This window comes from Altererythrobacter epoxidivorans (genome assembly GCF_001281485.1).
GTDB classification, from domain to species: Bacteria; Pseudomonadota; Alphaproteobacteria; order Sphingomonadales; family Sphingomonadaceae; genus Erythrobacter; species Erythrobacter epoxidivorans.
Genome location: NZ_CP012669.1, coordinates 2463114 through 2474903 on the forward strand (window position 1 = coordinate 2463114; position 11790 = coordinate 2474903).

The window sequence follows — 11790 nt, forward strand, 5'->3', positions numbered from 1 at the left end:
CAGTCAGGCCGCGAGCCGGGTCAGCCCAGCTTTTCGTCCATCAATGCCTTGAGGTTCGCCTCGGTACGCGCGCCATAGTGCGAAATGATCTCGCACGCGGCGATCGCCCCGCGGCGCAGGCATTTCTGCAGCGGTTCGCCATTGACGTGGCCATAGAGGAAGCCTGCTGCGAACAGGTCGCCGGCGCCGGTCGTATCGACAACCTGGTCGATCGGTTCGGCGGCGACTTCTGCGCGCTCGCCATTCCGCGTCGCCACGGCACCGTCGGAACTGCGCGTCACGACCAACGTCGGCACCTTGTCCTTGAGCGCGGCGATGCCCGCCTCAAGGTCGTCCTCGCCGGTCAGGGCAGCCAGTTCGAGGTGGTTGGCGAACAGGATGTCGATCAGCCCGTCGTCGATCAGCGCGCGGAAATCGTCGCCGTGGCGGTCGATCACGAAGACCTCGCTAAGGGTGAAAGCAACCTCTCGCCCGGCATTTCGGGCGGCCTCGATGGCGCGGCGCATGGCGGCACGCGGTTCTTCCGGATCCCACAGATACCCTTCGAGATAGAGCACGCGGGCGCCGCCGATCGCCTCTTCATCGAGAGCTTCGGCAGGAAGGAACTGGCTCGCCCCGAGGAAGGTGTTCATCGTACGCTGCGCATCGGGCGTCACGAAGATCAGGCAGCGCGCGGTCGAGGGTTCGCCCTGGCGCGGTGCGGTGTCGAAATCGATCCCCACGGCGCGGATGTCATGCGCGAAGACCTCGCCCAGCTGGTCGTTCGATACCTGCCCGATGAAAGCGCATTGCGCGCCGAGCGCCGAGAGACCCGCCAGCGTGTTCGCCGCCGATCCGCCCGAAATCTCGCGCGCCGGACCCATCGCGTCGTAAAGCTCCTTTGCCCGCTCGGCATCGACCAGGGTCATGCCGCCGCGATTGAGCTGCAGTTCCTCGATCAGGTCGTCGGTGGCAGGGGCCATAACGTCGACGATGGCATTGCCGATGGCGATGACGTCGTATCTCGGCTCGGTCATAGGTAGGGTCACATTTTCCTGAATTGCATTACTGGTGGCGCGCCTAGCGACTTGGCGGGGGATCGCCAAGGGCAATGACCTCGAAATCGTTGACTTGGCGCCGATGCGCTCCGAAACGATCAGCTACCATGCGCGCCGTCATTTCCGCCATCAGCCTGTCGCTGCGACAATTGGGCGACCGCGCGATCCTGGCGGTGCTGGCAAAGAGTGTGGCGATCACCGTCGCGCTGTTCGTTGCTGCCGGATACGGCGTGTCGAAGGCGCTCCCGTGGTTGGTGTCCGACTATCTCGACCTCAGCAGCGATACCTATGTCGTGCTGTCGGCGCTCCTGATGCTGGCGGGGGCCTGGTTCCTGTTCCGTGTCGTTGCCATCGCCGTGATCCAGCTGTTCGCGGATGAAATCGTGATCGCGGTAGAGCGCAAGCACTATCCCGCAGCTGCAAACCGGGCGCGCAAGCTGCCGCTGAGCGAAGACATTTCGAACAGCCTGCGGAGCATCGGCCGCACCATCGGCGTAAACCTCGTCGCGATCCCGGTCGCCCTCCTGCTGATCCCGACCGCCATCGGCCCCGCAATTGCCTTCTTCGGTGCCAATGCCGTCTTGCTGGGGCGCGAATTGACCGACATGGCTTGGCTCAGGCAGCGCATCCAACCGGACAGCGCAAACCCGGTGCATCTGGGCGAGAGATTGCTGTTGGGATCGGCCATTGCCGGTATGATGCTGGTTCCTTTCGCCAATTTCCTCGCGCCGGTCATCGGTGCCGCGGCGGGAACCCATCTCGTCAATCACAGGTTCGGTCGTCATGATCCGTAAGCTCGCCATCGTCATGCTATCAGGAGCGCTCGCTGCCTGCGGCGGGGGCGGCATGCCGCCTGTGCAGAGCACGCAGAGCGTGTTGCGCCCGGCAACCACCCCGCCGCCGCAGCGCCCGTCAACACCGCAAGTTGCGCCGTCCGCCTCGGGCTTCATCGCGCCGCAAGTCATGCGTGCAGCCGGGCTCGAAAACGTGATCGGGCGCAATGCCGATGCGTTGCAGGCTTTGCTGGGCAAGCCGCGGCTCGATGTGAAGGAAGGCGACGCGCGCAAGCTGCAATTCAGCGGCGAACCCTGCGTGCTCGATATCTATCTCTATCCGCTCAGTCCCGGAGCCGTGCCGAGCGCAACCCATGTCGAGGCACGGCGGGCCAGCGACGGCCAGGCGGTCGACAGGGCCGCCTGCGTTCGCGCGCTCGGGAGGCGCTAACCCGCGGGAAGCATGGGCCAGGGGCCCGCGGTAACCCGGTCTTAAGCTTGATATGCGATTGCACCTTCCTGAAAGTGGACGATCCCACGGGGAAAGGTTGAGACCGCATGAGCCATCAGTTTACCGAACTCGCCAAGCAGGTGGCGGAAGACGGCGTAATCTCGCCTTCCGAACTGCTCAGCCTGCGCCAGCTAGGCTGGGGTGACGGACAGATCCATCGCGGAGAAGCCGAAGCGATCTTCGCGATCAACCGCTCGTTGACGCATCCAACCACCGAGTGGGTCGATTTCTTCGTCGAGGCGATCACGGAATTCGTGCTCAACGGCAGCGAACCGCGCGGGATGTGCGACGAAGGCGAAGCCCAATGGCTGATGCAGGCGCTCGACCACGACGGGCGCCTCGAAAGCATGGGCGAACTCGAACTGCTGGTGCGGATCGTAGAACGCGCCCGCAACGTGCCCGATAGCCTCAAGAATTATGCCCTGAACCAGATCGAAAAGGCCGTCCTCACCGGGACCGGGCCGACGCGCCACGGCGGCGACCTGTCGGCAACGCACATCAGCGCGGCCGAATGCGCCATTGTCCGCCGCCTCGTATTCGCATCGGGCGGGCACGGCCCGGCAGTCGTGACACGTTACGACGCCGAAATGCTGTTCCGCCTCAAGGACGAGACCGTTTACGACGAGAATGCGCCCCAGTGGGACGACCTGTTCGTCGATGGCGTCGCGAACTACCTCAAGGGTTTCCAGCTGCAGAATGCGCATCTGAGCCATGAGCGGGTGAAGGAGCTGGAAAGCTTCGTAGCCGACAACAGCGCCAGTGTCGGGCGTTTCTTTGGCGCAATGGCCAAGGAAATGCCGCAGGTTAAGAACCATTTTGGTAAAGTGTTCGGCAAAAATGTGCGCGGAACGAACTTTGCCGAGGCGCAGGCTGCTGGCAACATCGTGACCGATCACGAGCAGGAATGGCTCGAAAAGATGATCGATTCAGACGGTCAGGTCGACGACCTGGAACGCGCCCTGCTCAGCCGGATCGTCGACGAGGGCTGATCGGGTTTGCAGCGGTGCAACCTTGGCGCCGCCCGGGACCTGTTCAGACCATGAAGCTTTCGCCGCAGCCGCAAGCGCCTTTGGCGTTCGGGTTTTCGAACACGAAGCCTGCGGTGAAATCGTCTTCCTGCCAGTCCATCGTCGAACCGACGAGATAGAGCACGCTTGCGCCATCGATGTAGAAGATGCCGCCCGGCGTCTCGATCTTTTCGTCGAATTTGGTTTCTTCACTGACGTAATCGACCGAATAGGCGAGTCCGCTGCAGCCGCGGCGCGGGGTCGACAGCTTGACGCCGATCGCATCCTCGGGCGCCTTCGCCATCAATTCTGCGATGCGCTCTTCCGCCGCCGGGGTCAGGATCACAGCAGCAGGGCGGGCCCGGGATGATGTCGTCGTTTCGGTCATGTCAGTTTCTTCTGCCAGAACAATGCGCTGCCTGCGGCGGGATCGAGGGCATAGTCGCCGTAACCGCATGAGCGGTAGAGCGATTGCGCGGTGATATTGCCGCTCAGCACCTCCAATGTGATCTTGCAGGCGCCGCGCTTCAAGGCCTCGCCCTCTACCGCCCCCATCAGCGCGCGCCCGATACCGGTACCGCGATGGCCCGGAAGGACGGCCATGTCGTGGATGTTGACCACCGGTGCCCCGGCGAAGGTCGAAAATGTGGTGAAGCAATTGGCGAGGCCGACAGGCTCGCCGCCCAGCCTTGCGATCAGCGAGAATGCGCCTGGCGTTGCCGCCATGCCGGATACAAGGCTGGTGCGGGCGTGATCCGATAGCGGCTCGCCGCCGCCCATCGGGTCCCTTGCATAGGCGTCCAGCAGCGAAAGCAGGATTTCCGCGTCGTCGGCTGCGCTGTAGTCAGCGACCGTGATTGAAAGGGATTGCTGATCGGTCATGAAGCCTGCTTCCTGAAGTAATCGCGATGCGCCTCGATCTGGTCGATAGTCTGGGGCGGGAGACCTTCGACCGGAGCAGTCATCAGGATCCCGGCTTCGCGCCAGATATTGGCAATGCTGTCGCCGATGAGGCTCAACATGGCCGGGTCATGGCTCCAGTCGAGGTTCGATGCTTCGAACAGGTAGGGGAGAGCAGGCCGACCGTGCCTGTCGAGATCCTGCACCGCATGCATGCGCTGCCATTGCTCCGAATCCGGATCGAGCAGGATGTCGGCGGTCGCGAGCATCTCTTCCAAGTCAGAGCATCCCCAGTTCGAGCCGCGCCTCATCCGTCATGCGGTCCGGCCCCCACGGCGGATCCCAGACGAGATTGACCTCTGCATCGCGCACTCCGGGCACGCTGGCGGCGCGCAGTTCGACCTCGCCCGGCATGCTTTCTGCGACCGGGCAATGCGGGGTCGTCAGCGTCATGGTGATGTGGGCATCGCTTTCATCGGAAATCTCGACGCCGTAAATCAGGCCGAGATCGTAGATGTTCACCGGGATTTCGGGATCGTAGATTTCCTTGAGCGCGGCAATGACCGCCTCGTAGAGATCGCCGCCGGGTTCGCCGGGCGAGAGGCCCTCGGGCTTCTTCTGCAGGAAACCCTCCAGATAGTCGCGCTTGCGCTCCATCGTTTCGCGCGGGGTTTCGTCGGGATCTACCGCGTCCGAAACACGTGCGCGCGGCGGCTTCTGCACCACATCCTCGTTGGGCGCCGGTGCGGCTACGAAATCCTGGTCTTCGGATGGCTTGTTCATCCGTTGCTACTCCCAAAAATACGGCGGGTGCGCTCGATGCCGGCGAGCATGGCGTCGATATCGCTATCGTCGGAATAAAGGCCGAAGCTGGCGCGCGCAGTCGCCGTCACGCCGAGGTGGTCCATCAGCGGCTGGGCGCAATGGTGCCCGGCGCGAATGGCGACGCCTTCTTCGTCGAGGATGGTGCCGAGGTCGTGCGGATGCACCCCGTCGATCGCAAAGCTGACGATGCCGGCACTTTCGGCAGGGCCGAAGAGCGTAACATCGTTCATCTTGCCGAGTTCGCGGCGCAGGCGGGCAACCAGCTCCGCCTCGCGCCGATGAATCCGGTCGAGACCGATTTCCTCGACGTAATCGATGGCCGCATGCAGCGCGACTGCTTCGGCGATGGCGGGCGTACCCGCCTCGAACCGCTGCGGCGGCGGAGCGTAGGTCGTGCGATCGAACGTCACCCGGTCAATCATCGCGCCGCCGCCCTGATATGGCGGCATGTCCTCGAGAATTTCGGCACGCGCCCAAAGCGCCCCAATCCCCGTCGGGCCGTAGAGCTTGTGCGCGCTGAAGACATAGAAATCGCAGCCGATTTCTGCGACATCGACAGCAATGCGCGGGGCTGCCTGACACCCGTCGAGCAGCAGCTTCGCGCCTACCGAATGCGCAAGCTCGGCAGCGCGTTTCGCGTCGAGCACCGAACCCAACACGTTCGAAACATGAGCCAGTGCAACCAGCCTGGTTCGCGGCGTGAGGATCGCCTCGAGTGCGCCGAGGTCGATTTCGCCGCTTTCGGTCAACGGGCAGACGTCGATCTCGGCCCCGGTGCGTTCGGCCACCATTTGCCAGGGAACGATGTTCGAATGATGCTCGAGCGTGGACAGCACGATCCGGTCGCCCTCGCCCAGACGGGTCATGCCCCAGCATTGCGCAACGAGGTTGATCGCCTCGGTTGCCCCGCGGGTAAAGACGATCTCGTCCTCCTGCCCGCCGAGGAACCCGGCCACACGCCGGCGCGCCGCTTCGTAGCGCAAAGTCATGTCGGCGGAACGTGCGTAAACCCCGCGATGAACGGTCGCATAGTCGCTGCCGAGCGCGCGCGTCATCGCATCGATCACCGTCTGCGGCTTCTGCGCGGTCGCGGCGGTATCGAGATAGTGCCACGGCGCGCCATCCGGTGTTTTCATGCCGGGAAAATCGTCGCGCAGGGACAGTTCGAGCGTCCGGGTCACAGGTGCGCGTCCAGCTTGTCGAGCGCGGCGCGCATCAGGCGCTCGCCCTCGTCCTCGTCATCAAGAGCGACGAATGCGTCACCGATGAAGGCCTGCACCAGCAGTCGGCGGACGGTTTCGGGCGGAAGTCCGCGCGCGGCCATGTAGAACTGCGCCGTCTTGTCGAGCTGGCCCACGGTCGCGCCATGCGCGCACTTCACGTCGTCGGCGAAAATCTCGAGCTGCGGCACGGCATTCACGCTCGCGCCCTTTTCGAGCAGCAGGCCCTTGAAGTCCTGCGCCGCGTCGGTCTTCTGCGCGTGGCGGACGACGTCGATATTGCCGAGGAAATTGCCGGTGCCCTGCCCCCAGTGAACGCTGCGCACGGTCTGGTTGCTGGTCGCATCGGGTTCAGCATGGATCACATGGGTGACGAATTCGCGCACCGTATCGCGGCCGCCCACCGTCACTCCGCCGAGCTCGAAATGCGCACCCCGGGCAAGCGTTACCTGCACTTCCACCCGGGCATAATCGCGCGATGCGATCGTGCCGAAGATTTCGCAGCGCGCGCCCTCACCCACCGAAACGCGCAGGCGGCGGACTTCGCTGTCGGAGCCATCCGCGCCGTCTTCGATGGCGAAACATTCACGCAAAGTCTCGCCCTCAGGAACGGCGATCTCGCGCCATTCGGGCAGGGTGCCGAGCCGATCGATGGCAGCATAGCGCCATGCTTCGTCGCGCCGCGTTGGAAGGGTTCCGGCCTCGCTCATGCCTCGGCCATCACCGCGTCATAGCCTTCGTTTTCGAGGCGTAGGGCGAGTTCCGGCCCGCCGGTCTGGACGATGCGGCCAGCCGCAAGCACAGAGACCTTGTCCGGCTTCACCACGTCGAGCAGGCGCTGGTAGTGGGTGATCAGCAGCACGCCCTTGTCGGGTGCGCGCATGATCGCATTGATGCCTTCGCCCACGATGCGCAGCGCATCGATGTCGAGCCCGCTGTCGGTTTCGTCGAGTACCGCGAATTTCGGATCGAGGATGCCCATCTGGACCATTTCGGCGCGCTTCTTCTCGCCGCCCGAAAAGCCGACGTTCACGTTGCGCTTGAGCATTTCCATGTCGAGCTTGAGCAGGCCTGCCTTTTCCTTCGCCAGCTTGAGGAATTCGCCGCCCGAGAGCGGCTCTTCATCGCGGTACTTGCGCTGAGCGTTCAATGCTTCGCGCAGGAACTGGACATTCGACACACCGGGGATCTCTACCGGGTACTGGAAGCCGAGGAACAGGCCCGAGGCGGCACGTTCATGCGGGTCGAGCGCCAGCAGGTCCTGGCCGGCGAACCGCACGCTGCCCTGCGTCACCTCATATCCCGGACGTCCGCCGAGCACATAGGCGAGCGTCGACTTGCCTGCACCGTTGGGCCCCATGATCGCATGCACTTCTCCGGCGGCGACCGACAGGGTAAGTCCATTGAGGATCTGCTTACCGTCAATTTCGGCGTGGAGGTTTTCGATTTCGAGAATCGGGTTGGTCATCGTTTCAAAAAGCCTGTGAATCAGAAGAGCGAGGCAAAGCCTGGCATGAAATAAATCGCCAATGCGGTGAAAATGGCGATCAAAACGTAACCGCCGATGGTGAAGCCGCGGCTCAAATTCATCACCAGCGTGCCTATGGCGAACAGCACCGGCAGCAGGAATGCCAGCAGCTTCTGCATGTCGGGCGAAATTACACTATCGAGACCTGTCATTGCGTGATCCCCCTGGTCGATCATACCGCGGCCGGGTCTGGCGCGGATTTTCGGCGTTGTGCTTGCGCCTTGCCTCGTTCCTGTCGGCGATGCGCATGCGCATACCGGCGGTGATCCGTTGCAGGACGGCGTCCATGTTTTCGAGAATGTCCGTCGCCTTGATCCGCATCACGCGGATGCCGACGCTTTCGAGGCTCTTGTCGCGCCGCTTGGCGAGGGTTTCGTCCTGTCCTTCCTCATCGATCATGATCGCCATGCCGAGATTGTGGCAGTTGAAGTCGACGATGGCCGAACCCACCACGGCGAAGCGCTTGAAAGTGTAGCGCCCGAGATCCGCCTTGCTGAAGCGTTCGGCCAGTGCCTTGTGCGCTTCGCTCGCATCGCGACGCTTCTGCCGCGCCATGTCATGCAGCGCATCGAGCCGCTTCTCGCTGATCTCCCACCCGCGGCCCTTCTTCTTGAGCGCGGGTGTTTCGGCTTCCGATGTGTCGCGGAGGTTGAGGGTTTTGCGTTCAGTCATAGTTGGCACTCTTGAGTCGACCAATCATCGCCATCCGAGTTTAGGCATTTCCAGCGCGACCACGAGCCAACCATATTCCAATCACCATCATCGCGCCGGGCAAACTCGAAACGCTCGTTTCTCTCGCGATAGATACCGGTATCTGGATTTTGATAGATCACGTCTGCCCAAAGGTGCGCGCTGTCGTCGCGTGTCCAATCTATCGAGATTGATGGATTGCTCTGCTCAGGCTCGAATCGGGGATCCGCCCCGATCGCGTCGGTTGGATTTTTAACAATCATGGTTGAGACTTGCTCGGCGCGAAATCCGTCCAACGGATCGGACACAGGCCCCATAGATGCGAGAGCCGGCGTGGCGAAAAGAGCAACGGCCGAGACAAACTGATACCTCACCCCACGCTCCCCTCAAGCGAGATCGCCAGCAGCTTCTGCGCTTCGACGGCGAACTCCATCGGCAGCTCTTTCAGTACATCCTTGGCAAAACCGTTGACGATCAGCGCCACGGCTTCTTCTTCGCCGAGCCCACGCTGCATGGCGTAGAACAGCTGGTCGTCGCTGATCTTCGATGTGGTCGCCTCGTGCTCGATCTGGGCACTGGGGTTCTTTACCTCGATATAGGGTACTGTATGCGCGCCGCATTGGTCGCCCAGCAGCAGGCTGTCGCACTGGGTGAAGTTGCGGACATTGTCGGCATTGGCGCCCACGCGAACCAGCCCGCGATAGGTGTTGTTCGACTTGCCCGCCGAAATCCCCTTGGAAATGATCGTCGAGCGGCTGCCCTTGCCATTGTGCACCATCTTGGTGCCGGTATCGGCTTGCTGGAAATTGTTGGTCACGGCGACCGAGTAGAATTCACCCACGCTGTCTTCGCCGTTGAGCACGCATGAGGGGTATTTCCACGTCACCGCGCTGCCGGTTTCGACCTGCGTCCAGCTGATCTTGGACCGCGCGCCCTGGCACAGCCCGCGCTTGGTCACGAAATTGTAGATGCCGCCCTTGCCCTCGGCATTGCCGGGGTACCAGTTCTGGACGGTCGAATACTTGATCTCGGCATCTTCCATCGCGACCAGTTCGACCACGGCGGCATGGAGCTGGTTCTCGTCGCGCATCGGCGCGGTGCAGCCTTCGAGATAGCTGACGTAGGTGCCCTTCTCCGCGATGATCAGCGTGCGTTCGAACTGGCCCGTATTTTCGGCATTGATGCGGAAATAGGTGGAAAGCTCCATCGGGCAGCGCACCCCTTCGGGCACATAGACGAAGGTGCCGTCCGAAAAGACCGCGCTGTTGAGCGTGGCGAAGAAGTTGTCTTTCTGCGGCACGACCTTGCCGAGCCATTTCTTCACCAGCTCGGGATATTCCTTCACCGCTTCAGAAATCGACAGGAATATGACGCCAGCCTTCTTCAGTTCCTCGCGGAAGGTGGTGGCGACCGAAACGCTGTCGAATACCGCATCGACCGCGATCTTCTTTTCCGCCATCGGGTTGCGTGCACCCTCGACCCCGGCGAGCAGCTCCTGCTCCGCCACGGGAATGCCGAGCTTGTCGTAAACCGCCTTGATCTCGGGATCGAGTTCATCGAGCGATTTCAGCGTCGGCTTCTTCTTGGGCGCGGCGTAGTAATAGGCATCCTGGTAATCGATCGCCGGATAGCCGAGCTTCGCCCAATCGGGCTCTTCCATCGTCTGCCACAGGCGGAACGCCTTCAGGCGCCAGTCGAGCATCCATTCCGGCTCGCCCTTCTTGGCGCTGATGAAACGGACGGTGTCCTCGGTCAGGCCCTTTTCGGCGAATTCGGTTTCGATGTCCGCCGACCAGCCATGCTCATACTCGGCAGCCTTTGCGGCGGCCTCGCGCGCATCGCGGTCCTGGATTTCGGTATCCTGGGTGTCGAAATTGTCGCTCATGCGGGTACTTCTTCACGCGCGAGCCGGGTCAGCGGGATTTCCGCCAGCGCCCCGCGCAATGCCTGGTTGATGACCGGCCAATGCGATTTGACCGAGCAATTGTGATCGACGGCGCAGGCGTCGCCATCGACGCACTGGGTGAGGGCGATCGGCCCTTCCACCGCCTCTACGATATCGGCGACGCTGATTGCCGCAGCAGGCCGGGCCAGCTGCAGGCCGCCACCCGCCCCGCGAACCGAACGCAGCAGGCCGGCCTTGCTGAGCATGCTGACGACCTTCTGCACGGTTGGGGCCGGAAGGCCGGTTTCTGCCGCCAGTTCGGCCGCGCTGGTGCGCGCACCGCCGCAATGGCGCGCGGCTGCGCTCATTGTAACGACGGCATAATCGGCCAGGTTTGAAAGTCTCATTGCGCAGTCAGTTCTTTAATCGGACCATTTCGTTCCGATTTGCAGCTATGCGCCGGGATGCCTGATTTCAACGCATTTCCGCTTGTTGCGAGTCGTTAGCAATCTCAGTCCTGATCGGGGTGGCGCAATCCCGACGACGCAAAGAGGTCGGCCAGTCCGTATCCTTCCGGCCCGAGCATGTCGCTGACGATCGACTTCCCGGGCTGCGACAGGAACCGCGGGGTACGTCCGGTGAATTCCCGGATTTCGCGGATCAAGTGCGCCTGATCATAAAACGCATCGCGGATTTCATTGCGCTTTTCTTCGCTCAGCTTGCTGTCGCCCAGAAGGGTTGCCGCACGGATCGCGCGATACCTCCGCTTGAGCCGCGCAGGGGGCAGTCCGAAGAACCGTTTGACCAGCCGCTGCGTCTGGCGGTCCGAATAGGGCAACTTTGCATAAAGGTCGGGCGGCTGGGGGCTGAAACTGCTGTTGAGCCAATCATAGACCGTCTCGATCAGCCGGGCATGTTCCTGCGGCAGCGGTTCGATCCATTCGCGCATCAACTCTGCGAGCCGGTCGAGGCCCCCGGCAGCGTCGATCTCGCCGGATTCGAATGCGGCGGCGAGTTCGGACAGCTGCGGCCCTATGTACTCGACCATGCCCTTGCCCGGCGCGAACATGCGGTCACCGGTCTTCGATACCGGCAGCCGCGTCAGCGCAGCCCAGCCGTGGAAGGTGAAGGATACGCCGAGTATCTCGGTCGGGCCATCGATCCTGAAGGGGCAGGCCACGGTGAGCGGGCCAACGAAAAAGCCGCCCTTCGGCGATTTGACCGGCCCGTCGCCGAAATCGATTTCCCCCTTGCCCTTCCGCGCGACCAGCAATTGGCCCGAATAGGCCGGTAGCTGTTCCCGGACCCCCTTGGGTGACACGCGCAGGAGGTAGAGCGAGTTCAGATACGGCGCCAAATCCACAGGTGCGGGCACGAATTCGAAGGCATAGGGCGATGTTTCGGCATCCATGGA

17 protein-coding genes are annotated in these 11790 nt (G+C 62.6%); 3 read left to right on the forward strand and 14 right to left on the reverse strand.

Annotated features, from left to right (window positions below; translation table 11 throughout):
• Positions 1-20 precede the first annotated feature (20 nt).
• Positions 21-1016, reverse strand: coding sequence for an adenosine kinase (locus tag AMC99_RS12115; RefSeq protein WP_061926886.1), 996 nt, complete (start codon positions 1014-1016; stop codon positions 21-23).
• A 128-nt stretch (positions 1017-1144) separates the two neighbouring features.
• Between AMC99_RS12115 and AMC99_RS12120 the strand changes: the two genes are divergently transcribed.
• The 3 genes from AMC99_RS12120 to AMC99_RS12130 all read left to right on the forward strand — a co-directional run bounded on the left by AMC99_RS12120 (position 1145) and on the right by AMC99_RS12130 (position 3310).
• Positions 1145-1831 carry an EI24 domain-containing protein gene (locus tag AMC99_RS12120; protein WP_061926888.1) on the forward strand — a complete coding sequence of 229 codons (687 nt, stop codon included), beginning with the start codon at positions 1145-1147 and terminating at the stop codon, positions 1829-1831.
• On the forward strand, positions 1821-2261 hold the full coding sequence (locus tag AMC99_RS12125; protein WP_232301416.1) for a hypothetical protein: 441 nt from the start codon (positions 1821-1823) through the stop codon (positions 2259-2261). Before AMC99_RS12120 ends, AMC99_RS12125 begins: the two co-directional genes overlap by 11 nt.
• 107 nt (positions 2262-2368) lie before the next feature.
• Entirely contained in the window at positions 2369-3310 is a 942-nt protein-coding gene (locus AMC99_RS12130) for a hypothetical protein (RefSeq protein WP_061926889.1), read from the forward strand.
• Between the two features lie 43 nt (positions 3311-3353).
• Here AMC99_RS12130 and AMC99_RS12135 read toward each other — a convergent pair whose 3' ends face one another.
• The 13 genes from AMC99_RS12135 to AMC99_RS12190 form a co-directional block, all read right to left on the reverse strand.
• Positions 3354-3716, reverse strand: a complete 363-nt coding sequence (locus AMC99_RS12135; RefSeq protein WP_061926891.1) for a HesB/IscA family protein — start codon at positions 3714-3716, stop codon at positions 3354-3356.
• Positions 3713-4210, reverse strand: a complete 498-nt coding sequence (locus AMC99_RS12140) for a GNAT family N-acetyltransferase (RefSeq protein ID WP_061926893.1) — start codon at positions 4208-4210, stop codon at positions 3713-3715. Before AMC99_RS12140 ends, AMC99_RS12135 begins: the two co-directional genes overlap by 4 nt.
• Positions 4207-4506 (reverse strand): hypothetical protein, encoded by a 300-nt coding sequence (locus AMC99_RS12145; RefSeq protein ID WP_061926895.1) that lies wholly within the window; start codon positions 4504-4506, stop codon positions 4207-4209. Before AMC99_RS12145 ends, AMC99_RS12140 begins: the two co-directional genes overlap by 4 nt.
• 1 nt (position 4507) lies before the next feature.
• Complete coding sequence (locus AMC99_RS12150) at positions 4508-5011, reverse strand: SUF system Fe-S cluster assembly protein (RefSeq protein WP_061926897.1); 504 nt, start codon at positions 5009-5011, stop codon at positions 4508-4510.
• Positions 5008-6189: a cysteine desulfurase gene (locus tag AMC99_RS12155; protein ID WP_232301551.1), complete on the reverse strand. Its 1182-nt coding sequence runs from the start codon at positions 6187-6189 to the stop codon at positions 5008-5010. The genes AMC99_RS12150 and AMC99_RS12155 overlap by 4 nt, the downstream gene beginning before the upstream one ends.
• 41 nt (positions 6190-6230) lie before the next feature.
• The gene (locus AMC99_RS12160) at positions 6231-6983 is read right to left on the reverse strand and encodes a SufD family Fe-S cluster assembly protein (RefSeq protein ID WP_061926901.1); all 753 of its coding nucleotides are present in this window, start codon (positions 6981-6983) and stop codon (positions 6231-6233) included.
• Positions 6980-7729 (reverse strand): Fe-S cluster assembly ATPase SufC, encoded by a 750-nt coding sequence (gene sufC / locus AMC99_RS12165; protein WP_198143613.1) that lies wholly within the window; start codon positions 7727-7729, stop codon positions 6980-6982. The genes AMC99_RS12160 and sufC overlap by 4 nt, the downstream gene beginning before the upstream one ends.
• A gap of 32 nt (positions 7730-7761) precedes the next feature.
• Positions 7762-7920 carry a hypothetical protein gene (locus AMC99_RS14035; protein WP_157058326.1) on the reverse strand — a complete coding sequence of 53 codons (159 nt, stop codon included), beginning with the start codon at positions 7918-7920 and terminating at the stop codon, positions 7762-7764.
• Positions 7921-7936: 16 nt separating this feature from the next.
• The gene (locus tag AMC99_RS12170; protein ID WP_061926904.1) at positions 7937-8473 is read right to left on the reverse strand and encodes an endonuclease domain-containing protein; all 537 of its coding nucleotides are present in this window, start codon (positions 8471-8473) and stop codon (positions 7937-7939) included.
• Positions 8470-8799, reverse strand: a complete 330-nt coding sequence (locus AMC99_RS12175) for a hypothetical protein (protein WP_157058327.1) — start codon at positions 8797-8799, stop codon at positions 8470-8472. Before AMC99_RS12175 ends, AMC99_RS12170 begins: the two co-directional genes overlap by 4 nt.
• A 62-nt stretch (positions 8800-8861) precedes the next feature.
• The gene (gene sufB, locus AMC99_RS12180; RefSeq protein ID WP_061926908.1) at positions 8862-10376 is read right to left on the reverse strand and encodes a Fe-S cluster assembly protein SufB; all 1515 of its coding nucleotides are present in this window, start codon (positions 10374-10376) and stop codon (positions 8862-8864) included.
• Positions 10373-10783: an SUF system Fe-S cluster assembly regulator gene (locus tag AMC99_RS12185; protein WP_061926910.1), complete on the reverse strand. Its 411-nt coding sequence runs from the start codon at positions 10781-10783 to the stop codon at positions 10373-10375. The genes sufB and AMC99_RS12185 overlap by 4 nt, the downstream gene beginning before the upstream one ends.
• 104 nt (positions 10784-10887) lie before the next feature.
• On the reverse strand, positions 10888-11787 hold the full coding sequence (locus AMC99_RS12190; protein WP_061926913.1) for a helix-turn-helix domain-containing protein: 900 nt from the start codon (positions 11785-11787) through the stop codon (positions 10888-10890).
• Positions 11788-11790: the final 3 nt, after the last annotated feature.